This is a genomic window from Rhodoferax sp. SPJ4 (assembly GCF_058216275.1).
Map to the genome: position 1 here is coordinate 604,715 of NZ_JBYZMN010000001.1, position 26,860 is coordinate 631,574.

Consider the following 26,860-nt stretch of genomic DNA (forward strand, 5'->3'; position numbering starts at 1 on the left):
GCGGCGCGATGGCCATCCACCCCACCGCGCTGGTTGACCCGGCCGCCCAGCTCGACCCCTCGGTCGAGGTCGGCCCCTACACCACCATCGGCCCGCATGTGGTGATTGGCGCTGGTACCCGGGTGGGTGCGCATTGCGTCATCGAGGGCCACACCACCATCGGCCGCGACAACCGTTTTTTTCAGTTCTGCTCCATCGGCGCCGAGCCGCAGGACAAGAAGTACGCCGGCGAGCCCACCCAACTGGTGATTGGCGACCGCAACACGGTGCGTGAGTTTTGCACCTTCAATTGCGGCACGGTGCAGGACGGCGGCATCACCCGCGTGGGTGACGACAACTGGGTGATGGCCTATGTGCACATCGCCCACGACTGCCTGGTGGGCGACAAGACCATTCTGGCCAACAACGCCACGCTGGCCGGCCATGTGCACCTGGGCGACTGGGTCATCGTGGGCGGCCTGACCGGTATCCACCAGTTTGTGAAGATCGGCGCCCATGCGATGGTGGGTTTTGCCAGCGCCGTCACCCAGGACGTGCCGCCCTTCATGATGGTGGACGGCAACCCGCTGGCGGTGCGCGGCTTCAACGCCGAAGGCCTGCGCCGCCGTGGCTTTGCCGCCGAACGCATCGCCGCGGTCAAGCAGATGCACCGCGCGCTGTACCGTTCCGGCAAGACGCTGGCCGACGCCCGCGCCGACATCCTGGCGCTGGGGGAGAGCCAGCCGCTGGCCCAGGACGATGTGGCGATGATGGAGCGCTTCCTCGCGCAGGCCACTCGCGGCATTGCCCGCTGAAAATGGCATGAGCGCCGCAGCGCCGGGCCGCCCCAAGCAAGGCACGGCCCCCCAGGGGGGCAGCGAACCACGCGCAGCGGGGAGCGTGGGGGCCATGTCACCACGGCTGGCCATGGTGGCCGGCGAGACTTCAGGCGACTTGTTGGCCGGCCTGTTGCTGCAGGGCCTGAAGGCCCGTTGGCCCGCGTTGCAATCGATGGGCATTGGCGGATCGCAGATGGTGGCCCAGGGCTTCACGCCCTGGTGGCCCAGCGACAAACTGGCGGTGCGCGGCTATGCCGAGGTGCTGCGCCATTACCGCGAGATCGCCGGTATCCGTCGCCAACTCAAAGACCGCTTGCTGGCCGACCCGCCCGATTTGTTCATCGGCGTCGATGCGCCCGACTTCAACCTGGACCTGGAGAGCGGCCTGCGTGCGCAGGGCATCCAGACCGTGCATTTCATCTGTCCGTCGTTCTGGGCCTGGCGGCCGGAGCGGGTGCACAAAATCGCCCGCAGCGTCGACCATGTGCTGTGCATCTTTCCGTTCGAGCCGGCGCTGCTGGCCGAGCACGGCATTGCCGCCACCTATGTGGGCCATCCGCTGGCCCGAGCCATTCCAGAACAGGTTGACAGTGCCGCAGCGCGCCGCAGCCTGGGCCTGGCCGACAGCGACACCGTGGTGGCGGTGCTGCCCGGCAGCCGCCGCTCCGAGGTGCAGTACATCGCGCCGCGTTTTTTCGCCGCGGTGGCGCGCATGGCGGCGCAGCGGCCTGACTTGAAATTTGTCACCCCGGCCGTGCCCGCGCTGCAGGCCAGCATCCTGGAGGCGGCGCGCCAAGCTGGCGTGGCCGACCGGCTGCAGGTCGTGGCCGGCCAGTCGCACGCGGTGCTGGCCGCCTGCGACGTGACGCTGATTGCCAGTGGCACGGCCACGCTGGAGGCGGCGCTGTTCAAGCGGCCCATGGTGATCGGTTACCACATGCACTGGCTGTCCTGGTGGCTGATGCGGCGCAAGCAGCTGCAGCCCTGGGTGGGCCTGCCCAACATCCTGTGCAACGACACGGTGGTGCCCGAGCTGATCCAGGACGCCGCCACGCCCGAGGCCCTGGCCCAGGCCACGCTGGACTGGTTGCGCGACGACGCCGCAGCCCAAGCCCGCCGCGAGGCCTTGCACCACCGTTTCACCGCGCTGCACGCCGAGCTGTCGCGCGACACCGCCCAATTGGCCACCGATGCGATCCAAGCCCTTCTTGCGCGCTGAGCAGGTGCCGCTGCCCTGGGACCGCCTGGGCCTGGTGGCCGGGGTGGACGAGGCCGGCCGCGGGCCACTGGCCGGGCCGGTGGTGGCGGCGGCCGTGATCCTCGACGACCAGAACCCGATTGCCGGCCTGGCCGACTCCAAGAAGCTCACCGCCCGGCAGCGCGAGCGGCTGTACGACGAGATCCGCGCCAAAGCCTTGTGCTGCGCGATCGCCGAGGCCTCGGTGGAGGAGATCGACCGCCTCAACATCCTGCAGGCCACGATGCTGGCGATGCGCCGGGCGGTGGACGGTCTGCGCCTCAAACCCGCCAAGGTGCTGGTGGACGGCAACCGCCTGCCGCCGCTGGACGTGCTGGCCGAAGCCATCGTCAAGGGCGACGCCACCGTGCCCGCCATCTCGGCCGCCTCCATCCTGGCCAAGGTGCACCGCGACCGCTGGTGTGCCGCCATCGACGCCCAGTTTCCGCAGTACGGTTTTGCCCGCCACAAAGGCTATGGCACGGCCGTGCACCTGGCGGCCCTGCAGGCCCATGGTGCTTGTGCCCATCACCGCAGCTCGTTCGCGCCGGTGCGGCAGGCTGGCGCCGCGGCGCAACGGGAGCCCTCATGAGCCAGGACGGACCGGTGCTGATCAGCTCGCGCGACAACCCGCTGGTGAAAGACCTGAAGCGGCTGGCCCAGGAGACCACCGCCTACCGCAAGCAGGGCCGGGTCTGGCTGGAGGGCGACCACCTGTGTCGGGCGGCTTTGCTGCGTGGCCTGGCGCCCGCGATTGCCGTGTTTGCCGAATCGTTCTGGCCGCAGGCCAGCGGGGAGTTTGGCGAGGCGGCCCCCAAAACCGTGCTGCTGGCCGACCGGCTGTTTGCCGAGCTCAGCGGCCTGGAGTCGCCGGCCGGCATGGGCTTTGTGCTGCCGCTGCCCGAGGCGGCAGAGCCCCGGGCCGACATGCCCACGGTGGTGTTGGACCGCCTGCAGGACGCCGGCAACGTGGGTTCGGTGCTGCGCAGCGCGGCGGCCTTTGGCTTTCGCCAGGTGCTGGCGGTCAAGGGCACGGCCGGCCTTTGGTCGCCCAAGGTGCTGCGCGCCGGCATGGGCGCACATTTCGGCCTGAGCCTGGTGGAAGGGCTGGCGCCCGAGGCCCTGGTGGCGCTGAACCTGCCGCTGGTGGCCACCAGCTCGCACCGCGGCGAGTATCTGCACCACCAAACCCTGCCCCAGCCCTGTGCCTGGGTGCTGGGCCATGAAGGGCAGGGCGTGTCGCCGCTGCTGGAGGCCGCGGCCCGCCACTGGGTGCGCATCGCCCAGCCGGGCGGCGAGGAGTCGCTCAACGTGGCGGCGGCCGCGGCGATCTGCCTGCACGCCAGCGCCACCGGCTGATACCACGGCCACGGGCTGAAATCAGCACCCGATTCGGGTCTGGGCAGGGCGCTCTAGGGCCGGGCCAGGGGGTTGGCTCGGCTATACTCTAGGGTTATCACGCATCCCCGTACGCTTACAGCAGCCAAGCCCCACCCCCACACAAAAGCAGTCACAGGAGCTCTGGTTCTTGCGCGCGCTTGGGCGTACCCGCACAATCCGGAGAACCCAGTGCTTTTGTCTCTCAAGGGAACCACCCCCCCCGCCATTCTGGCGCTCGCAGACGGCACGGTCTTTCTCGGTCAATCGATTGGCGCCCCCGGCGCCACGGCCGGCGAAGTGGTGTTCAACACCGCCATGACCGGCTACCAGGAAATCCTCACCGACCCCAGCTATTGCCAGCAGATCGTCACCCTGACGTACCCGCACATCGGCAACTACGGCGTCAACCTGGAAGACATCGAGGCCGAGAAGGTCCATGCCGCTGGCCTGATCATCAAAGACCTGCCGCTGCTGGCCAGCAACTTCCGCCAGGCCATGAGCCTGACCGACTACCTGGTCCGCGAGGGCACGGTGGCGATTGCCGGCATCGACACCCGCCAGCTGACCCGCATCCTGCGCACCAAGGGCGCGCAGAACGGCGCCATCGTGGCGCTGGCCGCCGGTGAAACCGCCACGCCCGAGCGCATCGCCGCCGCGGTGGCCGCGGCCCGCGGTGCACCCAGCATGGCCGGCCTGGACCTGGCCAAGGTGGTCAGCGTGGCCCAGCCCTATGGCTGGACCGAGACCGAATGGCAGCTGGGTCGGGGCTACGGCGCGCAGACCGCGCCGCGTTTCCATGTGGTGGCCTACGACTTCGGCGTGAAGAAAAACATCCTGCGCATGCTGGCCGAACGCGGCTGCAAGGTCACTGTGGTGCCGGCGCAGACGCCGGCGGCCGAGGTGCTGAAGCACCAGCCGGACGGCATTTTTTTGTCCAACGGCCCCGGCGACCCGGAGCCCTGCGACTACGCGATCGCCGCCGCCCGCGCGCTGATCGAGACCGGCATTCCGACCTTCGGCATTTGCCTGGGCCACCAGATCATGGCCCTGGCCAGCGGCGCCAAGACCTTCAAGATGAAGTTCGGCCACCACGGTGCCAACCACCCGGTGAAAGACCTGGACAACGGCCGCGTCAGCATCACCAGCCAGAACCATGGTTTTGCGGTGGACGAAAAAAGCCTGCCCGCCAACCTGCGCGCCACCCACATCAGCTTGTTCGACAACACGCTGCAAGGCCTGGCCCGCACCGACAAGCCGGCCTTTTGCTTCCAGGGCCACCCCGAGGCATCGCCCGGGCCGCACGATATTTCCTACCTTTTCGACCGCTTCACCGCATTGATGGAGCAACACAAAAATGCCTAAGCGTTCTGATCTCAAAAGCATCCTCATCATCGGCGCCGGCCCCATCATCATTGGCCAGGCCTGCGAGTTCGACTACTCCGGCGTGCAAGCCTGCAAGGCGCTGCGCGAAGAGGGCTACAAGGTCATTCTGATCAACAGCAACCCGGCGACGATCATGACCGACCCGGCCACCGCCGACGTCACCTACATCGAGCCCATCACCTGGCAGACGGTAGAGAAGATCATCGCCAAGGAAAAGCCCGACGCCATCCTGCCCACCATGGGCGGCCAGACCGCGTTGAACTGCGCGTTGGACCTGTGGCACCACGGCGTGCTGGACAAGTACAAGGTCGAGTTGATCGGCGCCACGCCCGAGGCGATTGACAAGGCCGAAGACCGGCTGAAGTTCAAGGACGCGATGACCAAGATCGGTCTGGGCTCGGCGCGCTCCGGCATTGCCCACAGCATGGAAGAGGCCTGGGGCGTGCAGAAAACGGTGGGTTTCCCCACCGTGATCCGGCCCAGCTTCACGCTGGGTGGCACCGGCGGCGGCATCGCCTACAACCCAGAAGAGTTCGAGACCATCTGCAAGCGCGGCCTGGAAGCCTCGCCCACCAACGAGCTGCTGATCGAAGAGTCGCTGCTGGGTTGGAAAGAGTACGAGATGGAGGTCGTGCGCGACAAGGCCGACAACTGCATCATCGTTTGCTCCATCGAAAACCTCGACCCCATGGGTGTGCACACCGGTGACTCCATCACCGTGGCCCCGGCGCAGACGCTGACCGACAAGGAATACCAGATCATGCGCAACGCCTCCCTGGCGGTGCTGCGTGAAATCGGTGTGGACACCGGCGGCTCCAATGTGCAGTTTTCGGTGAACCCGAAAGACGGCCGTATGATCGTCATCGAGATGAACCCGCGCGTCAGCCGTTCGTCGGCGCTGGCCTCCAAGGCCACCGGTTTCCCGATCGCCAAGGTCGCGGCCAAGCTGGCGGTGGGTTACACGCTGGACGAGCTGCGCAACGAGATCACCGGCGGCGCCACGCCGGCCAGCTTCGAGCCCAGCATCGACTACGTGGTGACCAAGATCCCGCGTTTCGCCTTCGAGAAATTCCCGGCCGCCGATTCGCGTTTGACCACCCAGATGAAGTCGGTCGGCGAGGTCATGGCCATGGGCCGCACCTTCCAGGAAAGCTTCCAGAAGGCGCTGCGTGGCCTCGAAGTCGGCGTCGACGGCATGAACGAAAAAACCCAGGACCGCGAGGTGCTGGAGAAGGAGCTGGGCGAGCCCGGCCCCGAGCGCATCTGGTACGTGGGCGACGCTTTCGCCATGGGCCTGACGGTGGACGAGGTGTTCGACCTGACCAAGATCGACCGCTGGTTTCTGGTGCAGATCGAGCAGATCGTCAAGATCGAGCTGGAACTGGACCAGCTGGCCGCCGACAAGGGCGAGGCCGCGCTGGCCGCACTCGACGCGGGCACGCTGCGCACGCTGAAGAAAAAGGGTTTTTCCGACCGCCGCCTGGCCAAGCTGCTGAAGACCAGCGAGCAGGCGGTGCGTGAGGCCCGCCGCGCGCTGAACGTGCGCCCGGTCTACAAGCGGGTGGACACCTGCGCGGCCGAGTTCGCCACCGACACCGCCTACATGTACTCGACCTACGAAGGCAACGGTGACGGCGAGTGCGAGGCCGAGCCCACCACCAACAAAAAGATCATGGTGCTGGGCGGCGGGCCCAACCGCATCGGCCAGGGCATCGAGTTCGACTACTGCTGTGTGCACGCGGCCCTCGCCATGCGCGAAGACGGCTACGAGACCATCATGGTCAACTGCAACCCGGAAACCGTGTCCACCGACTACGACACCTCCGACCGCCTGTACTTCGAGCCGCTGACGCTGGAAGACGTGCTGGAGATCGTCGACAAGGAAAAGCCGGTCGGCGTGATCGTGCAGTACGGCGGCCAGACCCCATTGAAGCTGGCGCTGGGCCTGGAAGCCAACGGCGTGCCCATCATCGGCACCAGCCCCGACATGATCGACGCCGCCGAAGACCGCGAGCGTTTCCAAAAGCTGCTGCAAGACCTCGGTCTGCGCCAGCCGCCCAATGCCACGGCCCGCACCGAGCCCGAGGCACTGGAAAAAGCCGCCGCCCTGGGCTACCCGCTGGTGGTGCGCCCCAGCTATGTGCTGGGTGGCCGGGCCATGGAAATCGTGCATGAGCAGCGCGACCTGGAACGCTACATGCGCGAAGCGGTCAAGGTCAGCAACGACTCGCCGGTGCTGCTGGACCGCTTCCTCAACGACGCCATCGAGTGCGACGTGGACTGCCTGCGCGACCCCGAGGGCAAGACCTTCATCGGCGGTGTGATGGAACACATCGAGCAGGCCGGCGTGCACAGCGGTGACTCCGCCTGTTCGCTGCCGCCGTACTCGCTGTCCAGCGCCACGGTGGACGAGCTCAAGCGCCAGAGCGCGGCGATGGCCGGTGCGCTGAACGTGGTGGGCCTGATGAACGTGCAGTTCGCCATCCAGAAAAAAGACGGCCAGGACGTGATCTACGTGCTGGAGGTCAACCCCCGCGCCAGCCGCACCGTGCCCTATGTGAGCAAGGCCACCGGCATCCAGCTGGCCAAGGTGGCGGCGCGCTGCATGGCCGGCCAGAGCCTGGCCTCGCAAGGCATCACCAAGGAAGTCACGCCGCCTTACTTCAGCGTCAAGGAAGCGGTGTTCCCGTTTGTCAAGTTCCCCGGCGTGGACACCATCCTGGGCCCCGAGATGAAGTCCACCGGCGAGGTGATGGGCGTGGGCAAGACCTTTGGCGAAGCCTTCATCAAGTCGCAAATGGGGGCCGGCACCCAGCTGCCGCGCTCCGGCAAGGTGTTTCTGACGGTGAAGAACAGTGACAAGCCGCGTGCGGTGGAAGTGGCGCGTGCGCTGCACGCGCTGAACTTCGAGATCATCGCCACCAAGGGCACCAACGCCGCCATCCAGGCCGCCGGCATCCCCAGCACGGTGGTCAACAAGGTGGCCGAAGGCCGGCCGCACATTGTGGACATGATCAAGAACAACGAGATTGCCTTGGTCATCAACACGGTGGAAGAGCGCCGCAACGCCATCACCGATTCGCGCGCCATCCGCACCTCGGCGCTGCTGGCCCGGGTCACCACCTACACCACCATCGCTGGCGCCGAGGCCGCGGTGGAGGGCATGAAGTACATCGACCGGCTGGACGTGATTTCGGTGCAGGAAATGCACGCGCAGCTGGCCTGAGCCGGCAACAACGCAGACCCTACAATCTGCCCTGAACGGCTGGGCGCCTGCGCGCCAGCCTTGTGACCCCCCAACCGCCGAACGGACCCGTTCGGCGGTTTCGTTTTCTGGAGCAAGAACCGTGGCCACCCTTCCCATCACCAAACGCGGTGCCGAAAAGCTGAAAACCGAACTGCACCGGCTGAAAACGGTGGACCGCCCCTGGGTCATCAACGCGATCTCCGAGGCCCGCGCCCAGGGTGACCTGAGCGAGAACGCCGAGTACGAGGCCGCCAAGGACCGCCAGGGCTTCATTGAAGGCCGCATCCAGGAGGTCGAAGGCAAGCTGTCGGCCGCGCTGGTGATCGACCCGTCCACCGTGGACGCCGAAGGCAAGGTGGTGTTTGGCTCCACCGTGGAACTGGAAGAAGAGGACAGCGGCGAGGCCGTGACCTACCAGATCGTCGGCGAGGACGAGGCCGACCTGAAGCTGGGCCTGATCAACGTCAGCAGCCCGATCGCCCGCGCGCTGATCGGCAAAAGCGAGGGCGATGTGGCCGAGGTCCAGGCTCCCGGCGGCATCAAGCGCTACGAGATCGTCTCGGTGCGCTACATCTGAAGACGGGCCCGCACATGTCGTTTCGCCTGCCGATGTTCGTGGCCGCCCTTTGGTGGGGCAGCCTGACGGTGCTGGGCGGGCTGGTTGTGCCTTTGCTGTTCAGCCACTTGCCCACCCCGGCCATGGCCGGCCAGATGGCGGCCCAGTTGTTCAGCGCGCAGACCTGGGTCAGCGCGAGCTGCGGCCTGCTGCTGTTGGTGTTCTCCAGATCAACCCGGCTACCGGTCCTGGCCAGTGCGGGGCAGGCGGCCCTTGTTTTTGCCGTGGCCGGCATGCTGCTGGCCTTGCTGGCCGAGTTTGCGGTGGCACCCCGCATCGTGGCGCGGGACAACCTGAAGCTGTGGCACAGCGTGGGCAGTGCCATGTATCTGCTGCAATGGGTGTGCGCGGCGGGCGCGCTGTGGCGGGTGTCGGCCCGCCGGGACTGAGCAACTGCAAAGCCCACCGTGTGGTGGGCGGCGGTGTCAGGTCTGGCTGCGTTTTTTCACCGACAGCTGTTTGGGCTTGGCGCGCTTGATCTGGCCACCGGCGGTGAGGCGTTGGTTGCCCAGCACCCGCAGCGTCTTGACCTCGGGCCGCTGACCGCCGCGCTTGCTGTACTTCAGCACCTTGAAGTCGCGCGGGCCGGGCATGCGGTCCTCGTCGGGCGCGGCCTCGGCCTTGGGTGGCTTGGGCCGCCACAGCACCAGCAGTTTGCCGATGTGCTGGATGGGAGCGGCGTTGAGTTCGTCGGCCAGGGTTTGGAACATCTGCTCGCGAACGGCACGGTCGTCGCCAAACACGCGGATTTTGATCAGGCCGTGGGCGTTGAGCGCCATGTCGGCTTCTTTGGTGACCGCCGGCGTCAGGCCGTCGTTGCCGACCATGACCACTGGGTCAAGGTGGTGCGCTTCGGCGCGGTGTTCCTTGCGTTGCGCAGGGGTCAGTTGAATTTGAGGCATGCCGGTATTATCCGCCCTCAGTCAGGATCGCATGAAAGTCAAAACCAAAAGCAAGAAAGTCAACAAGGCGTGGTTGAACGACCACGTCAACGACACCTATGTGAAGCTCGCTCTGAAGGAGGGCTACCGCGCGCGCGCCGCCTACAAACTCAAGGAAATCGACGAGACCCTGGGGCTGGTCAAGCCCGGCCACCTGGTGGTCGACCTGGGCTCGGCCCCCGGCGCCTGGAGCCAGTACCTGCGGCGTCGGCTGTCGCCCGACGGCGCGGCGGCCGGCGAGCTCAACGGCACGCTGGTGGCGATCGACCTGCTGCCCATGGCGCCGGTGGAGGGGGTGCAGTTCCTGCAGGGCGATTTCCGCGAGCCCGAGGTGCTGGCCCAGCTGACCGCGGCGCTGCAGGGTCGGCTGGCCGATGTGGTGGTGTCGGACATGGCGCCCAATCTGTCGGGCATCGAGTCGGCCGACGCCGCCCGCATCGCCCACCTGGTGGAGCTGGCGGTGGATTTCACCCAGCACCACATGAAGCCCGAGGGCGCGCTGGTGGTCAAGGTTTTCCACGGCAGCGGCTACAACGAGCTGGTGAAGCTGTTCAAGGCGGTGTTCAAGGTGGTCAAGCCGCTCAAACCCAAGGCCTCGCGCGACAAGTCGTCGGAAACCTTTCTGATTGGCATGGGCTTGAAAGCGCCCGCATCCGCACCCAACTGAGCCTTCTGGTGGGCCAACAAGCCTGAAATGGCGGGTAAAACTGCCGCAAAACCCTTTCTGACACCATGGCCGGAGGTGTCAAATGCAAAGGGTTTCAGGCCTGAAGCGCCTAAAATGACCGCAACATGTCTTTGTTGCCCCCCTATCGGAGCCTCGTTTGAACAATCAGTGGTTCTCCAAAGTTGCTGTCTGGCTGGTGATCGCCCTGGTGCTGTTCACTGTTTTCAAGCAGTTTGATTCCCGGGGTGCCAGCGGCGCTGGCTACCTGGGTTATTCGGACTTTCTGGAAGAGGTGCGCAACAACCGCATCAAGAGCGCCACCATCCAGGAGGGGCAGGGCGGCACCGAGATCGTGGCCGTCACCAACGACGACCGCCGAGTCCGCACCACCGCCACCTACCTCGACCGTGGCCTGGTCGGCGACCTGATCGCCAACGACGTGAAGTTCGACGTCAAGCAGCGCGAAGAGGGTTCGCTGCTGATGACGCTGCTGGTCAGCTGGGGCCCGATGCTGCTGCTGATCGGTGTCTGGATTTATTTCATGCGCCAGATGCAGGGCGGTGGCAAAGGCGGGGCCTTCAGCTTCGGCAAAAGCAAGGCCCGCATGCTGGACGAAAACAGCAACCAGGTGACTTTTGCCGACGTGGCCGGCTGTGACGAGGCCAAGGAAGAAGTGAAGGAAGTCGTCGACTTCCTGAAAGACCCGCAGAAATTCCAGAAGCTGGGCGGGCGCATCCCGCGCGGCCTGTTGCTGGTTGGCCCTCCGGGCACCGGCAAGACCTTGCTGGCCAAGGGCATTGCCGGCGAGGCCAAGGTGCCGTTTTTCAGCATCTCCGGCTCCGACTTCGTGGAAATGTTCGTTGGCGTGGGCGCGGCCCGGGTCCGCGACATGTTCGAGAACGCCAAGAAAAACGCCCCCTGCATCATCTTCATCGATGAAATCGACGCGGTCGGCCGCCAGCGTGGCGCCGGCCTGGGCGGCGGCAACGACGAACGCGAACAGACCTTGAACCAGATGCTGGTCGAGATGGACGGCTTCGAGACCAACCTGGGCGTGATCGTGGTCGCGGCCACCAACCGGCCCGACATCCTGGACGCCGCGCTGCTGCGCCCCGGCCGTTTCGACCGCCAGGTCTATGTGACGCTGCCCGACATCCGCGGCCGTGAGCAAATCCTCAACGTGCACATGCGCAAGGTGCCGATCGGCCAGGACGTCAACGCCGGCATCATCGCCCGCGGCACGCCCGGCATGAGCGGCGCCGACCTCGCCAACCTGTGCAACGAAGCGGCCCTGATGGCCGCCCGCCGCAGCGCCCGCGTGGTCGAGATGCAGGACTTCGAGAAGGCCAAGGACAAGATCCTGATGGGCCCCGAGCGCAAGAGCATGGTCATGCCCGAGGAAGAGCGCCGCAACACGGCCTACCACGAGTCCGGCCACGCACTGATCGGCAAGCTGCTGCCCAAGTGCGACCCGGTCCACAAGGTCACCATCATTCCCCGTGGCCGCGCCCTGGGCGTGACCATGAGCCTGCCGGCGCAAGACCGCTACAGCTACGACAGCGAGTTCATGCTGAACCAGATCAGCATGCTGTTCGGTGGCCGCATTGCCGAAGAGGTGTTCATGAAGCAGATGACCACCGGCGCCAGCAACGACTTCGAGCGGGCCTCGCAGATTGCCCGCGACATGGTCATGCGTTACGGCATGAGCGAGGCCCTTGGCCCCATGGTCTATGCCGACAACGAAGGCGAGGTTTTCCTGGGCCGCTCGGTCACCAAGACCACCAACATGAGCGAGCAGACCATGCAGAAGATCGACGGCGAGGTGCGCCGCATCATCGACGAGCAGTACGCGCTGGCCCGCAAGCTGATCGAGGACAACCAGGACAAGATGCACGCCATGGCCAAGGCCTTGCTGGAGTGGGAGACGATTGACGCCGACCAACTGGACGACATCATGGCCGGCAAGCCGCCGCGCCCGCCCAAGGACTGGACGCCGCGCATTCCGCCGGCCTCCGGTGGCGACGGTGGTGGCACGGCCGTGACCCAGCCCGACCCGGCCCCCAGCGCCGCCTGACCGGGCCATGCACTCTCAGACCACGGGGCCCTTGGCCCCGTTTTTCATGGACAGGCCATGACACTCGTCACACCCCATTGGCAGGCCGGCCGTTTCCATCTCGACCTGGCCCGGCCCCGGGTCATGGGCATCGTCAACCTCACCCCAGACTCGTTTTCCGACGGCGGCCAGCATGTTGGCACCACGGCCGCGCTGCGCCACTGCGAGGCCTTGCTGGTCCAGGGGGCCGATGTGCTGGACCTGGGCGCCGAATCCACCCGGCCCGGCGCCACACCGCTGCCCGAGGCCGACGAGCTGGCCCGGCTGCTGCCGGTGCTGCGCGGCGCGGTGGCGCTGGGGGTGCCGGTGTCGGTCGACACCTTCAAACCGGCGGTGATGCGGGCCGCACTCGACCTCGGGGCCGACATCGTCAACGACATCTGGGGTTTTCGTTTGCCCGGCGCCGAGGCGGTGGTGGCCGGCCACCCGGGCTGCGGCCTGTGTGTGATGCACATGCACCGCGACCCGCAAACCATGCAGACCCTGCCGATGGACGGCGACGTGCTGCCGCCGGTGCTGGTGTTTCTGCGTGAGCGATTGACCCGGCTGCACAGCCTGGGCATTGCGGCCGAGCGCATCGTGGTCGACCCCGGCATCGGCTTCGGAAAAACCGTGGCCCAGAACTTCCAGCTGCTGGCGCGCCAGACCGAGCTGCTGACCCTGGGTGCGCCGGTGCTGGCCGGCTGGTCGCGCAAGTCCTCGCTGGGGGCGGTGACCGGGCTGGCGGTGGACCGGCGCCTGGTGCCCAGCGTGGCCGCGGCCCTGTTGGCGGTGGCCCATGGCGCCCGCATCGTGCGGGTGCACGACGTGGCCGCCACCGTGCAGGCGCTGCAGGTCTGGCAGGCCGTGCAAGACCCAGCTGCCCCGCCGGCGCCGGGGTAACATCAAACCAACGCGCCCCCGCTGGGGGCGCTTTTTTGCACCCCACCAGAGTTTCTATGAGCAGACGATATTTCGGCACCGACGGCATCCGTGGCACCGTGGGCCAGGCGCCCATCACCCCCGACTTTGTGTTGCGGCTGGCCCATGCGGTCGGTCGGGTGCTGAAGCGGGACCAGGCCCGCCCCATCGTGTTGATTGGCAAGGACACCCGCATCTCAGGCTACATGCTGGAAAGTGCGCTGGAGTCGGGCTTCAACTCGGCCGGGGTGGACGTGGTGCTGCTGGGGCCGCTGCCCACGCCCGGCGTGGCCTACCTGACCCGTACGCTGCGGGCCAGCCTGGGCGTGGTCATCAGCGCCAGCCACAACCCCTTTGCCGACAACGGCATCAAGTTTTTCAGCGCCCAGGGCACCAAGCTCAGCGAGGCCTGGGAGCAGGCGGTCGAGGCCGCGCTGGACGAGGTGCCAGCCTGGGTGGACTCGGCCCAGCTGGGCAAGACCCGGCGGCTCGACGACGCCGCCGGCCGCTACATCGAGTTCTGCAAAAGCAGCTTCGCGTCCGATTTGAGCCTGCGCGGCCTGAAGCTGGTGGTCGACGCTGCCCATGGCGCGGCCTACCAGATCGCCCCCATGGTCTTCCACGAGCTGGGCGCCGAGGTGATTGCCATCGGTTGCGCGCCCGACGGCCTCAACATCAACCGCGACGTCGGCGCCACCCACCCCGAAGCCTTGGTGCGGGCGGTGCGCGCCAACCACGCCGACCTGGGCATTGCGCTGGACGGCGACGCCGACCGGCTGCAGCTGGTGGACGCCAGTGGCCGCTTGTTCAACGGCGACGAATTGCTCTACCTGATGGCCAGCGAGCGGCTGGACCGCGGTGAGGCGGTGGCCGGCGCGGTGGGCACCTTGATGACCAATATGGCGGTCGAGCTGGCCTTCCAGGCCCGCGGTGTGCCCTTTGTGCGCACCAAAGTCGGCGACCGCTACGTGCTGGAGGAGTTGGAGCGCCGCGGCTGGCTGCTGGGTGGCGAAGGTTCGGGCCATCTGCTGGCGCTGGACAAACACACCACCGGCGACGGCCTGATTTCCGCGCTGCAGGTGCTGCAGGCCTGTGTGCGCAGCGGCCGCACGCTGGCCCAGTTGCTGGACGGCGTGACGCTGTTTCCGCAAACCCTGCTCAATGTGCGGCTGCAGCCCGGTCAGGACTGGCAGGGCCAGCCGGCCTTGCAGCAGGCCGTGCAGCAGGTCGAGGCCGAGCTGGGTCGCGAGGGCCGGGTGCTGATCCGGGCCAGTGGCACCGAGCCGCTGCTGCGCATCATGGTCGAGGCGCGCGACGCCGCCCAGGCCAGCGCCTGTGCCAACCGGCTGGCGCAGGCTCTCAAAAGCTGAGCTTACCGCCGGCCCCTGCCCTCGCCAATGGGGGAATAACCGGCACTTTGCCGCGCCATTTCCGATGGACAGGCCCGCGCGCCAGGCGTACAACCAAGGCATTGCTTAGGGAGATGTGCCATGGCCTCTGTGTCCTTGTTCCACCCCGGTCTCAGGGCCACCTTGTGCGGTGTTGGGCTGGCGGCGCTGGGCGGCCAGGCCTTGGCCAACGACGCGGTGGCGGTCACCACCGACCTGTCCACGGCGGGCAGCAACGGCCAGGGGCTGGTCTGGCAACCCCGCAGCCTGGCGCTGGCCCGCGAAGGGGTCAGCGGCACCTCGTTTTTCACGCAGGACCTGGACGCCGGCTGGGAAGCCAGCCCGGTTCAGAGCCCGGGCGCGGTGAGCGCAGTCGACTGGCCGCGTGGGCCCTTGTCATTGCGCTGGCGCTCGGCCGCGGCGCCCGATTCGGCGTTGGCCCCCGGGGCCCGGCGCTGGTTTGCTGGCCTGGGCTTGCGCCGCTCGCTGGCCAGCCTGAACGGCCTGCCCGACCACGCCGTGCCCGGCGAGCGCCTGCTGCTCGGCGGCGGCTACCGGTTTGACCAGCAGTCGCTGGCCTTGCAGGTGGTGCGGGGCGGCCTGCCCGGCCTGCGCCAGACCTCGCTGCAACTGGTCTACGGCGCGGCCCTGACCAACAGCCAGCAGCTCAGCGTGGGGCTGGCCCAGTCGCGTGGCGAATGGGCCGGCGTGTCCACCCAGCGGCTGGGGCTGATGGTGCGTTACGGCTGGCCCCAGTACTTTGTGCAATTGGGCTACGACGCCAAGGCCGGTCCGCTGGTGCCCGACGGCTGGCGTCTGACGGCCGGCACCCGGTTCTAGGCTTTCAACGCCGCAGCAGCCGGTCCAGTCCCACACCCACCCCTGCGCCCAGCGTCTGGGCCAGCACAAAGCCCACCGCGCTGGCCGGTGCGATGCCGGCAAAACTGTCCGTCAGCATGCGCCCCAGCACCGCCGCCGGGTTGGCAAACGAGGTGCTGGCGGTGAACCAGTAGGCCGCGCCAATGAAGGCCGCCACCAGCCCGGCCGCCTGGCCGGCTGGCGCCCGCAACACCACCGCCACCAGGCCGGCGGTGGCCACCACCTCGGCCAGCCACTGGCCCCAGCCTGTGAACTGGCCCACCGCATCCCAACCGCCGCGCAGGTGCTGGCTTTGCTGCCACAGTGGCAGATCGAACATCGCATGGGCCAGCACCGCCCCGGCCACCGCACCCGCCAGCTGGCAGGCGATGAACAGGGCCGCCAGTCTGGCCGGACGCGGGCCGGGCAACTGGCCTTGGCTGGCCAGCACCAGCGTCACCAGCGGGTTGAAGTGGGCGCCGCTGACCGGCCCCAGCGTGGTGATCAGCACGTAGAGCGCCAACACCGTGGCCAGGGTGTTGGCCAGCAGCGCCACGCCGTCGTTGCCGGCGCTCAGCCGCTGGGCCATGATGCCCGAGCCGATCACCGCACACAGCAGCGCGGCTGTGCCGAGGAATTCGGCCGCCAGCAGCGGGCGCCAAGAGGGAGTGGGGTGGCTCATGGGAGAGGTCCGCAGTCGGTGCAGCCCGTTGGGTTGGGCAGGCCGCAGGGTTGGCCCTCGCAGCAATGCTCGGTGAGGTAGCTCAGCAGGGCGGTCATCTGGCCGAAGTCGGCGCGGTAGACCAGGTGGCGGCCCCGTGGCTCGCTGTGCACCAGGCCGGCGTGGGCCAGTTCTTTCAGATGGAAGGACAGGGCGCTGGGCGCCACGCCCAGCTGCAAGGCCATCGCGCCCGGGGTCAACCCCTCGGGGCCGGCCACCACCAGGGCCCGAAAAGCCCGCAGCCGCTGGACCTGGGCCAGCGCGGCCAGGGCTTTCACCGCCTGGGGCTCGGCGAGCACGGTGGTTATCGTTTCCATATTTCAATGATAATTGAAATGATTGTGGGTGGCCGCCCCATGCCACCAGAAAAAATCGCTTTCCTGCCCATTACCATCCGATCACCATGAGCAACGTCACCATCTTCCACAACCCGCAGTGTGGCACCTCGCGCAACACCTTGGCCCTGATCCGCAACGCCGGCATCGATCCCGAGGTGGTGCTCTATTTGCAAACCCCACCCGACCGCGAGACCCTGACCCGGCTGATCGCCCAGACCGGCCAGCCGGCGCGCGCCCTGCTGCGCGAGAAGGGCACGCCCTACGCCGAACTGGGCCTGGCCGACCCGCGCTTAAGCGACGACCAGCTGATTGACGCCATGCTGGCCCACCCCATCCTGATCAACCGGCCACTGGTGGTCACGCCGCTGGGCACCCGGCTGTGCCGGCCCTCCGAGGCGGTGCTGGACATCCTGCCCCAGCCCCAGCAGGGTGCGTTCAGCAAGGAAGACGGCGAGGCGGTGATCGACGCGGAGGGCCGCCGTGTCCGCCCCGCCTGAGGCGTTGGCGCTGGCCGATCTGCCGCAACTCGATGCGGCCCAGTTCCAGGTACCCGGCCTGCCGGCGCTGGCCGGTCCGGCCGCCACCCACCCGCCGCGCATCCTGCTGCTGTACGGCTCGCTGCGCGAGCGCTCCTACAGCCGGCTGCTGGTGGAAGAGGCAGCCCGTTTGCTGACCGCGATGGGCGCCGAGCCCCGCATCTTTGACCCACGCGACCTGCCGCAGCCCGATGGCGCGCCCGACAGCCACCCCAAGGTGCAGGAGCTGCGCCAGCTGGCCCAGTGGAGCGAGGGCATGGTCTGGTGCTCGCCCGAACGCCATGGCGCGATGACCGGCATCATGAAGTCGCAGATCGACTGGATTCCCTTGAGCGAAGGCGCGGTGCGGCCCACCCAGGGCAAAACGCTGGCGGTGATGCAGGTCTCGGGTGGCTCGCAGTCGTTCAACGCGGTCAACCAGATGCGGGTGCTGGGCCGCTGGATGCGCATGCTGACCATCCCCAACCAGTCGTCGGTGGCCAAGGCCTTTCTGGAATTTGACGAGGCGGGCCGGATGAAGCCCTCGGCCTACTTCGACCGGGTGATCGACGTGCTGGAAGAACTGCTCAAGTTCACCTGGCTGACCCGCGACCGCACGGCCGAACTGGTCAACCGCTACAGCGAGCGCTGCGAGTCGGCCCAGCAGCTGGCGCGGCGGGTCAACCAGCGCGCCATCTAGCGCGTCACCGCTCCCTCATGGCCCTGACGTCGCGCGCCACCACCACCGTGCTGGCGCTGGGCCTGGGCCAGACCCTGGGCTGGGCTTCTTGCTACTACCTGTTGGCGATTCTGGCCAGCCCCATCGCCGCCGAGCTGGGCACATCGGTGGCCTGGGTGTTTGCCGCGCTGTCGCTGGCCTTGCTGGTGTCGGCGCTGCTGGGCCCGGCGGTGGGCCGGGCCATCGACCGCCACGGCGGGCGCGGTCTGCTGCTGGCCTCCAATGGCTTGTTTGCACTGGGCCTGGCGGCCATGGCGCTGGCCCCCAATCTGACGGTTTTTCTGCTGGCCTGGGGCCTGGTGGGGGTGGCCATGGCCTGCGGCCTGTACGACGCGGCCTTTGCCACGCTGGCCCGGCTGCAGGGCGGCCAGGCCCGCCGGGCCATCACCGCCATCACCCTGATGGGCGGCCTGGCCAGCACCCTGGGCTGGCCGCTCACCGCCTGGCTGGAGGCCCGCTGGGGCTGGCGCATCAGCTGCGGCGTTTGGGCAGCGGTGCACCTGCTGGTGGCCTTGCCGGTGCACTGGCTGGGTGTGCCCGCGGCCAAGCCCTTGCCCCCTGCCGAGGCCGACACCGGGCTGGCGCCGCCCGTGCCCCGGCTCACACTGGCCCTGCTGGCCTATGTGTTTGCCGCCGGCTGGTGTGTCTCCACCGCGATGGCGGCGCACCTGCCCGGTTTGTTGCAGGCCAGCGGTGTGCCGTTGGCCGCGGCGGTGGCGGCCGGGGTCTGGGTGGGGCCGGCCCAGGTGCTGGCCCGGGCGCTGGAGCTGGGCCTGCTGGGGCGCATTCACCCGCTGGTGTCGGCCACGCTGGCCACCACCCTGCACCCGCTGGCGGCCTGGTTGCTGCTGGGCTGGGGCGCACCGGCCTGGCTGTTCGCGGTGCTGCATGGCGCCGGCAACGGCCTGCTGACGGTGGCGGTGGGCACCTTGCCGCTGGCGCTGTTCGGCGCCGCCGGCTATGGCCAGCGCCAGGGCTGGCTCAACGCGCCGTCGCGGCTGGCGCAGGCGGCCTCGCCGGTGCTGTTTGCGCTGCTGGTCGAGCGTCTGGGCGGTGGGGCGCTGTGGGTGTCGTCGGCGCTGCTGGGGCTGGCCTGTGCCTGCCTGCTGTGGCTGGCGCTGCGGCTGCGCGGCCGCTGACACCTCCTCTCGCACCCCTCTGGCCGCGTGGCGGCGGCCATGTCACGGTTTTGCCATGGGCGTGCCACAGGCCTGTCATGGAGGCTGGGCACCATGGCTTGGTCCATGACACACCTCACACCGACCCCCCTGTTGTCCCCGGCCGTGCGCCGGGCGGGTGGCCGACCGTGTGTGGGGGCGCCGGCCGGTCCGGCCATGAACCCACCGTGTGTGCGCCAAGCCCCGCTGTCCGGGGCTTTTTTCTGCGCACCACCCCACCGCATTGCACTGAGCGTCCCGCCATCAGGAGAAAAACCATGAAAGAACTGCCCAACCCCACCTTCCCGTTGTCACCGGCAGCGCCGTCGCTGCCAAGGGGGTTGCTTCACCGACCTGACGCGCCGGATGGCGGCCCCGGTGTGGCCGTGGCGCCGTCGGCGCGCGGCGGCATCCAGGTAGCCTGGGCCCAGCACCTGGACGAGGTGCGCGAGGCGCAGCGCCTGCGCCACACGATTTTTGCCGGTGAGATGGGTGCCCGTTTGAACACCGCGGTACCCGGCCACGACGTCGACCTGTTCGACGATTTCTGCGAGCACTTGCTGGTGCGTGACGAGGCCACGCGCGAGGTGATCGGCACCTACCGGGTGCTCACCCCGGCCCAGGCCCGCCGCATCGGCAGCACCTACAGCGACACCGAGTTTGACCTGACCCGCTTGCGCAGCCTGCGCAGCCGCATGGTGGAACTGGGCCGCAGCTGCGTCCACCCGGACCACCGCCACGGCGGCGTGATCATGGCGCTGTGGGGCGCGCTGGCCAGCTTCATGGTGCGCAACCAGCTCGACACCATGATTGGCTGCGCCAGCATCCCCATGCTGCACAACGGTGTGGTCAGCGGCGATGCCGCAGCCAGCATCTGGCAGCAGGTCAAACAAACCCATCTGGCGCCCATCGAGTACCACGTGCTGCCGCGTCTGCCACTGCCGGTGGACCAGCTGGACGGCACGCTGCCGGTGGAGCCGCCGGCGCTGATCAAGGGCTATCTGCGGCTGGGCGCCAAGGTGCTGGGCGCGCCCGCCTGGGACCCGGACTTCAACTCGGCCGACCTGCCGATGATGATGCGCATCCACGACCTGCCGCCGCGCTACCGCCGGCATTTCCTGGGCGCCTGATGCGGGCCGCGCTGAAACGCCGTTGGCCCGCGCCCAGCCAGCCCGTGCCACCTTGGCAACCCGGGGCCACCCCCATCGAGCCCACCGGTGACGACGAGGCCCCCACCCAGCGGCTGCGGGCCATCTTCATCTCCGACCTGCACCTGGGCACACCGGGCTTCCAGGCCGCCGCGCTGCTGGACTTTCTGCGCGCCCACCCCAGCGACCAGCTCTACCTGGTGGGCGACATCGTCGACGGCTGGCAGCTGCGCCGCCGCTGGCACTGGCCGCAGCTGCACAACGACGTGGTGCAAAAGCTGCTGCGCCGGGCCCGCAAGGGCTGTCGCATCACCTATGTGCCTGGCAACCATGACGAGTTCGCCCGCGGCTTTGTGGGTCACAGCTTCGGTGGCATCGAGGTGGTGGCCGAGGCGGTGCACCACACCGCCGACGGCCGGCGGCTGTGGGTCATCCACGGCGACCATTTCGACGGCGTGGTGCAGTGCGCCAAATGGCTCGCCTACCTGGGCGACAACCTGTACGAGTTCACCCTCAAGCTCAACCGCCACCTGAACGCGCTGCGGGCCCGGCTGGGCCTGCCCTACTGGTCGCTTTCGGCCTACCTGAAGCAGTCGGTGAAGACCGCGCTGAACTACGTCACCGACTTCGAGGTGGCGGTGGCCAACGAGGCGCGGGCGCGCGGCCACCAGGGCGTGGTCTGTGGCCACATCCACCGCGCCGAGATGCGCGACATCCAGGGCATCCTGTACTGCAACGACGGCGACTGGGTGGAAAGCCGCACCGCGCTGGTCGAGCACATGGACGGCCGGCTGGAGCTGGTGCACTGGCGGGCCGACCCCGGCTCCTTCGAACACCGCGCACCGCCGCGCCATGCGGCCGAACCGGCGGGGGTGGTGGCATGAGGATCGCCCTCGTCACCGACGCCTGGTTGCCCCAGGTCAACGGCGTGGTCACCACACTGGTGGAACTGGTGCAGGAGCTGGGCCTGGCCAGCCATGAGGTCACGGTCATCCACCCCGGCCTGTTCCGCACCCGGCCTTGCCCGGGTTATGCCGGCATCGACCTGGCGGTGCAGCCCGGTCGGGAGATGGCCCGCCGGCTCGACGAGGCGCAGCCCGATGCGGTGCACATCGCCACCGAGGGGCCGCTGGGCTGGGCGGCGCGCCGCCATTGCCTGCGCCGTGGCTGGGCCTTCACCACTGCCTTTCACACCAAGTTCCCAGAGATCCTGCACGCCGCGCTGCGGATTCCGCTCTCCTGGGGTTATGCGCTGTTCCGCTGGTTCCACAAACCCTCGTCGGGCGTGATGGTGCCCACCGCGGCGGTGCTGGGCATGCTGCAGGCCCGCGGCTTTCGCCAGCTGCGGCGCTGGACCCACGGGGTGGACACCACGCTGTTCGGCTATCAGGGCCAGGCCCAGGCTTTTCCCGGCGCCGAGGACCTGCCCCGGCCGGTGATGCTGTTTGTGGGCCGGGTGTCCTACGAGAAAAACATCGCGGCCTTTCTGGCGCTGGACCTGCCGGGCACGAAAGTGGTGTGCGGCGTCGGACCGCTGGAGGCCAGCCTGAAAGCGCGTCATCCGCAGGCCCGCTGGCTGGGTGTGTTGCCGCGTGACCAGCTGGCCCGGGTGTATGCGGCTGCCGATGTGTTTGTGTTTCCCAGCCGCTCCGAGACCTTTGGTCTGGTGATGCTGGAGGCCATGGCCAGCGGCACACCGGTGGCGGCCTACCCGGTGGATGGGCCCACCGAGGTGCTGGGCATGGTCCACAACGGCCCCCATGGCCGCGGCCGGGGTGGGGTGATGGACGAGGATTTGAAGCGCGCCACCGAGGCCGCGCTGGCCTTGCCGCGGCACGAGGCGCGGGCCCGGGCGCTGGAGTTCAGCTGGCAGGAGGCCACCCGGCAGTTCATCGCCCACCTGGTGCCGGCCCAGCCCCGGCGTGACAAAACCGTGACGCTTTTGTGTCCTGTCACAACAATGTCATCGAATCCTCCTACGATGCCATGAACCCCCTTGCGCCCCTGCGCCTTTTCCGCCGACAGTGAGTGCCATGTCCTTGCTTCCGACCGCTCTTTTGCCCGAACTGACCGCCGCAGCCGGCGCCGCGGCGCCGACACCCTTGGAGCCGGTGGCCTTGCTGGACCGGGACCACAGCATACTGGCCTTCAACGAGCGGGTGCTGGACTGGGCCCACCGGCCCGAGGTGCCGCTGCTGGAGCGGCTGCGCTATTTGTGCATCGTGTCGAGCAACCTGGACGAGTTCTTCGAGGTGCGCGCTGCCCCGCACCTGACGGCGGTGCAGTCCGGCATGCGCAGCGGGGTGTACAGCCAGGCCTCTTTCGAGGCCTTGTCGCAGGCCGCGCACGCGTTGGTGGCCCAGCAGTACGCGCTGTACAACGACGAGCTGATGCCCACCTTTGCCAAAAACGGCATCCGCCTGGTGTCGCACGGCGAGCGCAACGGCGCCCAGCGCAAATGGGTCAAGGAGTACTTTGCCCGCGAGGTCCAGCCGCTGCTGATTCCGGTCGGCCTGGACCCGGCCCACCCGTTCCCGCAGGTGGCCAACAAGTCGCTGAATTTCATCGTCCGCCTGGGTGGACGCGACGCCTTCGGCCGCGAGAACGAGATCGCCATCGTCAAGGTGCCGCGGGTGCTGCCGCGGGTGATCCGGCTGCCGGCCAAGGTGGCCGGCGGCAAACAGGTGTTTGTGTCGCTGTCCAGCGTCATCCGGGCCCACCTGGCCGAGTTGTTCCCGGGCCGGGTGGTGGGCCAGTTTTCGCAGTTCCGCGTGACCCGCCATTCCGACCTGGCGGTGGACGAGGACGACGTGCAAAACCTGCGCACCGCGCTGCGCGAAGGCCTGGTGATGCGCCACTACGGCCAGGCCGTGCGGCTGGAGGTGTCGGCCGGCTGTTCGGAGTTTCTGGCAGGCTATTTGCTGAAAGAGTTCGACCTGCCCGAGGGGGCGCTGTTCCGTGTCCATGGCCCGGTGAATTTGGTGCGGCTGACCCAGCTGATCGACCTGGTGGACGCCCCCACCTTGCTGTTCCCCCCTTACCGCGCCAGCTGGCCCAAGTCCATCAAGCGCAACCAGCCATTCTTCGAGCAGCTGCAGCGCCGCGACGCGCTGGTGCACCAGCCCTTTGAGACGTTTGACGCGGTGCTGGGTTTTCTGCGCGAGGCGGTGAACGACCCGCAGGTGCTGGCCATCAAGCAGACCATTTACCGCACCGGCACCGATTCCGAGCTGATGAATTTGCTGCGTGAGGCCGTGCGGCGCGGCAAGGAAGTCACGGTGGTGGTTGAGCTGAAGGCCCGCTTCGACGAAGAGGCCAACATCAACTGGGCCGAGATGCTGGAGTCCATCGGCGCCCAGGTGGTGTACGGCGTGGTGGGCCTGAAAACCCATGCCAAGATGCTGTTGGTGACCCGTCGCGAGGGCAAGCAGCTCAAGCGCTACGCCCATTTGTCCACCGGCAACTACAACCCGCGCACCGCGCGGCTCTACACCGACCTGAGCTATTTCACTGCCGACCCCTTGCTCACCAGCGATGTGGAGGCGGTGTTCGGCCACCTGGCCAGCCAGTCGCGCTTGCCCAGGCTGAACCGGCTGTGGCTGGCACCGGCGCAAATGCATGGCCAGTTCATCGCCGCCATCACGGCGGTGGGCCAGGCCGCGGCCAAAGGCCAGCCGACCCGCATCGTGGCCAAGATGAACGCGCTGACCGACGAGCCGCTGATCCAGGCGCTGGTGGCGGCCGGCCGCCAGGGCGTGAAGATCGATCTGGTGGTGCGCGGCGCCTGCATGCTGCCAGCCCAGGTGCCCGGCGTGACCGACAACATCCGGGTGCGCTCGGTGATCGGCCGCTTTCTGGAACATTCGCGGGTGTTTTATTTCAGCGCCGGCAACAAAGAGCAGCTGTATTTGTCGAGCGCCGACTGGATGAGCCGCAACATGACGCGGCGCATCGAGCTGGCCTGGCCGGTGACCGACCCGGCGCTGCGGCAGCGCATCATTGACGAATGCTTGGTGCCCTATTTGCATGACCGGCTCGACGCCTGGGACCTGCAGGCTGATGGCCGCTACCAGCGCGCGCAAGCCCTGCCGGACCACAGCGCCCACAGCGCCCAGCGGGCCTTGATGGCCCGCCATGGTGTGCTGACCCCGGCCAAGCGCTGACCCATGGACCTGATTTTGTGGCGCCATGCCGAAGCCCAGGAGTGGGTGGAGGGCAGCAACGACCTGGAACGCTCGCTGACCACCCGTGGCGAGAAGCAGGCAGCCCGCATGGCCAACTGGCTGGACCGCCAACTGCCCGAGGCGGTGCGGGTGCTGGCCAGCCCGGCCCGCCGCACCGAACAAACTGCGCTGGCGCTGGGCCGCAAGTACAAGCTGCGCGACGAACTGCGGCCCGACGGCACGGTGGACCAGCTGCTGGAACTGGTGCAGTGGCCCACCGGCCGGGTGCCCATGATGGTGGTGGGCCACCAGCCGGTGCTGGGCCAGACCATCGCCCGGCTGCTGCAACTTCCCGACCCCGAATGCGCGGTGAAAAAAGGCGCGGTCTGGTGGCTGCGCCACCGCTTGCGTGACGGCCAGGGCCAGACCGTGCTGGTGACGGTGCAGACGCCCGACCTGCTGTAGGCCGGGGCCAGCGGGGCAGGGGCTCAGTCCTTTTTCGGCCGCCCGGTCTTGATGGCCGGCACCTGGGCCAGGGCCGCCAGCAGCGCGGCCTCCGACAAACGGGCCAGCGCCAGGATGCCGGCCCGCAGCACCTCGCTCTTTTTGGCTGGCTGGCCCAGCGCCGCCGCCTGGTGTTTCAGTGCTTCCAGCACCTCGTACTCGGCCTTGGGGATGGTGAAGCTGTCGCGCACCAGCTTGGGTTTCTTGGGCTTGGCGGCCTTGTCCACCGGAGCGGTGGGCGCTGTGGCTGCCGCTTTCTTGGCCGGGGCTTTCTTCACGCTGGCCGGTTTGGCGCTGGCCTTCTTGACCACGGCTTTCTTTGCCGGTGTGGGCTTGACGGGCTTGGCCGCAGCGCTGGGGCTGGCGGGCGCTTTCGCCGGGGTGGCCGCGGCGGCGGATTGGGGGGCTCGTGCCATGAAAAATCCTGTGAGATTGAAACGGTATAAACAGTTTATACCGTTTCAATTCGGGCCGGCAAGCCCCGGCTGGCTCAGGCCGTGACGGGGTCGGTGGCCAGTTGCAGGGCCCAGGGGGTTTTCTGCCAGGCCGCCATTTCTTCGCGCAGCAGATGGGCCGACTGCGGGAAGGCCTGGGCCCACTCGGGCGAGAGCTGCAGCAGCACCTCGCGGGCGGCCCGCGGCGGGCGTTGCAGCTGCAGGCCGCCGAGCTCGGGGTCGCGCCGGGCGTGGCACAGGATCACCGCCAGGCGCAAGGCCAGCAAGGGCATCGCAAAGGCCTCGTCGTAGAAGTCGGCGTCGAGCTTGCGCAGCTTGCCGCGGTGGCCCAGCACCAGCAGGCTCAAGGCATGCAGCTCGTGCAGCGCGAAGCCGGCCACGTCGGCATGGTCGAGGATGTAGGCGCCGTGCTTGTGGTAGTCGCTGTGCGAGATCTGGAAGCCCACTTCGTGCAGCCGGGCTGCCCAGCCGAGCTGGCGTGCCACCGCCGCTTCGTGCAGGGCCGCATTGCTGCTGTGTTCGCTCAGGGCGCTCAGCAAGTCGGTGGCCACCCGGGCCACCCGCTGGGCTTGTGCGGCATCGACCGAAAACTTCAGCGCCAGGCGTTCCACCGAGGCCGAGCGCAGGTCGACCTGGCCGTCTTCGCGGTCCAGCAGGTCGTACAGCACGCCGTGCCGCAGGCCGCCGCTGGCCAGCACCATGCGCTCCAGGCCCAGCAGGTCGAACACCGCCCGCAGCACACTGATGCCACCACCGATGACGGCCCGCCGGTCGTCGCGCAGGCCCTCCAGCCGCAGCCGGTCAACATGCTGGGCGCGCAGCAGCTTGTCCATCAGCCAGGCCAGGCCGTCGCGGGTGATCTCGCCCTCGGGCCAGCCGGCCGCGGCCAGCGCGTCACCGACCGCGCCCACGGTGCCGGAGGAGCCGTAGGCGGTGTCCCAGCTGCCTGGGGCGTAGGTGCTGAGGGTTTCGTCCAGCACCGCCTGGGCGGCGATCTCAGCCGTCTGGAAGGCCTGGCGGTTGAGCTGGCCGTCGGGGAAATACTTCATCGACCAGGCCACGCTGCCCACCCGGTAAGAGCCCATGGTGTGGGCATTCAGCCCCTGGCCCAGCACGAACTCGGTGGAGCGGCCGCCAATGTCCACCACCAGCCGGCGTTCGTCGGACTGCGGCAGCAGATGGGTCACACCCTGGTAGATCAGCCTGGCCTCTTCGTGGCCGGAGATCACGTCGATGGGGAAGCCCAGCACCCGGTGGGCCTGGCTCAGGAATTCGTCGCGGTTGCGGGCCTCGCGCAGGGTCTGTGTGGCGACCGCCCGCACATGGGCGGGCTCGAAGCCGGCCAGGCGTTCGCCGAAGCGGGCCAGGCAGTCCCAGCCGCGCTGCATGGCTTCGGGGGTGAGGTTGCGCTGCGCGTCCAGGCCGTTGCCCTGGCGCACGGTTTCCTTCAGGTACTCGGTGCGATGGATCTGGCCGTGGTCAAAGCGGCCGATTTCGAGGCGAAAACTGTTCGATCCCAGGTCGAGGGCGGCCAGTCGGGTTCCGTTGTGCATGGGTCAGAGGGAAGTGGCC

General features: G+C 68.1%; 26 protein-coding genes. 21 read left to right on the forward strand and 5 right to left on the reverse strand.

Features of this window, described 5'->3' with window-relative positions:
• The first annotated feature begins 8 nt into the window (after positions 1–8).
• The 8 genes from lpxA (at position 9) to AC4BAR_RS03025 (ending at position 9,070) form a co-directional block, all read left to right on the forward strand.
• Entirely contained in the window at positions 9–794 is a 786-nt protein-coding gene (lpxA, locus tag AC4BAR_RS02990) for an acyl-ACP--UDP-N-acetylglucosamine O-acyltransferase (protein WP_490626323.1), read from the forward strand.
• A 94-nt stretch (positions 795–888) separates the two neighbouring features.
• A complete protein-coding gene (lpxB, locus tag AC4BAR_RS02995) occupies positions 889–2,037 on the forward strand; it encodes a lipid-A-disaccharide synthase (RefSeq protein ID WP_490626324.1) in 1,149 nt (382 codons plus the stop codon).
• Positions 2,009–2,647, forward strand: a complete 639-nt coding sequence (gene rnhB / locus AC4BAR_RS03000) for a ribonuclease HII (protein ID WP_490626325.1) — start codon at positions 2,009–2,011, stop codon at positions 2,645–2,647. The genes lpxB and rnhB overlap by 29 nt, the downstream gene beginning before the upstream one ends.
• The gene (locus AC4BAR_RS03005; protein WP_490626326.1) at positions 2,644–3,414 is read left to right on the forward strand and encodes a TrmH family RNA methyltransferase; all 771 of its coding nucleotides are present in this window, start codon (positions 2,644–2,646) and stop codon (positions 3,412–3,414) included. Before rnhB ends, AC4BAR_RS03005 begins: the two co-directional genes overlap by 4 nt.
• 210 nt (positions 3,415–3,624) lie before the next feature.
• Positions 3,625–4,797, forward strand: a complete 1,173-nt coding sequence (gene carA / locus AC4BAR_RS03010; protein WP_490626327.1) for a glutamine-hydrolyzing carbamoyl-phosphate synthase small subunit — start codon at positions 3,625–3,627, stop codon at positions 4,795–4,797.
• Positions 4,790–8,044, forward strand: a complete 3,255-nt coding sequence (gene carB / locus AC4BAR_RS03015) for a carbamoyl-phosphate synthase large subunit (protein ID WP_490626328.1) — start codon at positions 4,790–4,792, stop codon at positions 8,042–8,044. The genes carA and carB overlap by 8 nt, the downstream gene beginning before the upstream one ends.
• Before the next feature lie 121 nt (positions 8,045–8,165).
• Positions 8,166–8,642 carry a transcription elongation factor GreA gene (gene greA / locus AC4BAR_RS03020; RefSeq protein WP_490626329.1) on the forward strand — a complete coding sequence of 159 codons (477 nt, stop codon included), beginning with the start codon at positions 8,166–8,168 and terminating at the stop codon, positions 8,640–8,642.
• Positions 8,643–8,656: 14 nt separating this feature from the next.
• Positions 8,657–9,070 (forward strand): DUF4149 domain-containing protein, encoded by a 414-nt coding sequence (locus tag AC4BAR_RS03025; RefSeq protein WP_490626330.1) that lies wholly within the window; start codon positions 8,657–8,659, stop codon positions 9,068–9,070.
• A gap of 36 nt (positions 9,071–9,106) precedes the next feature.
• On the opposite strand, the gene AC4BAR_RS03030 is transcribed toward AC4BAR_RS03025, so the two are convergent.
• Positions 9,107–9,583 (reverse strand): YhbY family RNA-binding protein, encoded by a 477-nt coding sequence (locus AC4BAR_RS03030; RefSeq protein ID WP_490626331.1) that lies wholly within the window; start codon positions 9,581–9,583, stop codon positions 9,107–9,109.
• A 31-nt stretch (positions 9,584–9,614) separates the two neighbouring features.
• On the opposite strand from AC4BAR_RS03030, the gene AC4BAR_RS03035 reads away from it, so the two are divergent.
• The 5 genes from AC4BAR_RS03035 to AC4BAR_RS03055 all read left to right on the forward strand — a co-directional run bounded on the left by AC4BAR_RS03035 (position 9,615) and on the right by AC4BAR_RS03055 (position 15,530).
• A complete protein-coding gene (locus AC4BAR_RS03035; RefSeq protein WP_490626332.1) occupies positions 9,615–10,289 on the forward strand; it encodes an RlmE family RNA methyltransferase in 675 nt (224 codons plus the stop codon).
• Positions 10,290–10,446: 157 nt separating this feature from the next.
• Positions 10,447–12,363, forward strand: a complete 1,917-nt coding sequence (gene ftsH, locus AC4BAR_RS03040) for an ATP-dependent zinc metalloprotease FtsH (protein WP_490626333.1) — start codon at positions 10,447–10,449, stop codon at positions 12,361–12,363.
• A gap of 57 nt (positions 12,364–12,420) precedes the next feature.
• Positions 12,421–13,284, forward strand: a complete 864-nt coding sequence (gene folP, locus AC4BAR_RS03045; protein ID WP_490626334.1) for a dihydropteroate synthase — start codon at positions 12,421–12,423, stop codon at positions 13,282–13,284.
• A 56-nt stretch (positions 13,285–13,340) separates the two neighbouring features.
• Complete coding sequence (gene glmM, locus AC4BAR_RS03050; protein WP_490626335.1) at positions 13,341–14,672, forward strand: phosphoglucosamine mutase; 1,332 nt, start codon at positions 13,341–13,343, stop codon at positions 14,670–14,672.
• 120 nt (positions 14,673–14,792) lie between these two features.
• Positions 14,793–15,530 carry a hypothetical protein gene (locus AC4BAR_RS03055; protein ID WP_490626336.1) on the forward strand — a complete coding sequence of 246 codons (738 nt, stop codon included), beginning with the start codon at positions 14,793–14,795 and terminating at the stop codon, positions 15,528–15,530.
• 4 nt (positions 15,531–15,534) lie between these two features.
• Here AC4BAR_RS03055 and AC4BAR_RS03060 read toward each other — a convergent pair whose 3' ends face one another.
• Both AC4BAR_RS03060 and AC4BAR_RS03065 read right to left on the reverse strand, forming a co-directional pair.
• Complete coding sequence (locus AC4BAR_RS03060) at positions 15,535–16,230, reverse strand: aquaporin (protein ID WP_490626337.1); 696 nt, start codon at positions 16,228–16,230, stop codon at positions 15,535–15,537.
• A complete protein-coding gene (locus tag AC4BAR_RS03065; RefSeq protein WP_490626338.1) occupies positions 16,227–16,586 on the reverse strand; it encodes an ArsR/SmtB family transcription factor in 360 nt (119 codons plus the stop codon). The genes AC4BAR_RS03060 and AC4BAR_RS03065 overlap by 4 nt, the downstream gene beginning before the upstream one ends.
• A gap of 86 nt (positions 16,587–16,672) precedes the next feature.
• Here AC4BAR_RS03065 and arsC point away from each other — a divergent pair, with 86 nt between their 5' ends.
• The 8 genes from arsC (at position 16,673) to AC4BAR_RS03105 (ending at position 24,794) form a co-directional block, all read left to right on the forward strand.
• Complete coding sequence (gene arsC, locus AC4BAR_RS03070) at positions 16,673–17,104, forward strand: arsenate reductase (glutaredoxin) (protein WP_490626339.1); 432 nt, start codon at positions 16,673–16,675, stop codon at positions 17,102–17,104.
• Complete coding sequence (gene arsH, locus AC4BAR_RS03075; RefSeq protein ID WP_490626340.1) at positions 17,088–17,822, forward strand: arsenical resistance protein ArsH; 735 nt, start codon at positions 17,088–17,090, stop codon at positions 17,820–17,822. The genes arsC and arsH overlap by 17 nt, the downstream gene beginning before the upstream one ends.
• 23 nt (positions 17,823–17,845) lie before the next feature.
• Positions 17,846–19,000 carry an MFS transporter gene (locus tag AC4BAR_RS03080; protein ID WP_490627181.1) on the forward strand — a complete coding sequence of 385 codons (1,155 nt, stop codon included), beginning with the start codon at positions 17,846–17,848 and terminating at the stop codon, positions 18,998–19,000.
• Between the two features lie 296 nt (positions 19,001–19,296).
• Positions 19,297–20,148 carry a GNAT family N-acetyltransferase gene (locus AC4BAR_RS03085; RefSeq protein WP_490626341.1) on the forward strand — a complete coding sequence of 284 codons (852 nt, stop codon included), beginning with the start codon at positions 19,297–19,299 and terminating at the stop codon, positions 20,146–20,148.
• Positions 20,148–21,050, forward strand: coding sequence for a UDP-2,3-diacylglucosamine diphosphatase (locus tag AC4BAR_RS03090; RefSeq protein WP_490626342.1), 903 nt, complete (start codon positions 20,148–20,150; stop codon positions 21,048–21,050). The genes AC4BAR_RS03085 and AC4BAR_RS03090 overlap by 1 nt, the downstream gene beginning before the upstream one ends.
• Positions 21,047–22,156 (forward strand): glycosyltransferase family 4 protein, encoded by a 1,110-nt coding sequence (locus AC4BAR_RS03095; RefSeq protein WP_490626343.1) that lies wholly within the window; start codon positions 21,047–21,049, stop codon positions 22,154–22,156. The genes AC4BAR_RS03090 and AC4BAR_RS03095 overlap by 4 nt, the downstream gene beginning before the upstream one ends.
• Before the next feature lie 43 nt (positions 22,157–22,199).
• On the forward strand, positions 22,200–24,329 hold the full coding sequence (ppk1, locus tag AC4BAR_RS03100) for a polyphosphate kinase 1 (RefSeq protein WP_490626344.1): 2,130 nt from the start codon (positions 22,200–22,202) through the stop codon (positions 24,327–24,329).
• Between the two features lie 3 nt (positions 24,330–24,332).
• A complete protein-coding gene (locus tag AC4BAR_RS03105) occupies positions 24,333–24,794 on the forward strand; it encodes a SixA phosphatase family protein (protein WP_490626345.1) in 462 nt (153 codons plus the stop codon).
• Positions 24,795–24,817: 23 nt separating this feature from the next.
• Here AC4BAR_RS03105 and AC4BAR_RS03110 read toward each other — a convergent pair whose 3' ends face one another.
• A complete protein-coding gene (locus AC4BAR_RS03110) occupies positions 24,818–25,249 on the reverse strand; it encodes a hypothetical protein (protein ID WP_490626346.1) in 432 nt (143 codons plus the stop codon).
• Positions 25,250–25,323: 74 nt separating this feature from the next.
• A complete protein-coding gene (ppx, locus tag AC4BAR_RS03115) occupies positions 25,324–26,841 on the reverse strand; it encodes an exopolyphosphatase (protein ID WP_490626347.1) in 1,518 nt (505 codons plus the stop codon).
• Positions 26,842–26,860: the final 19 nt, after the last annotated feature.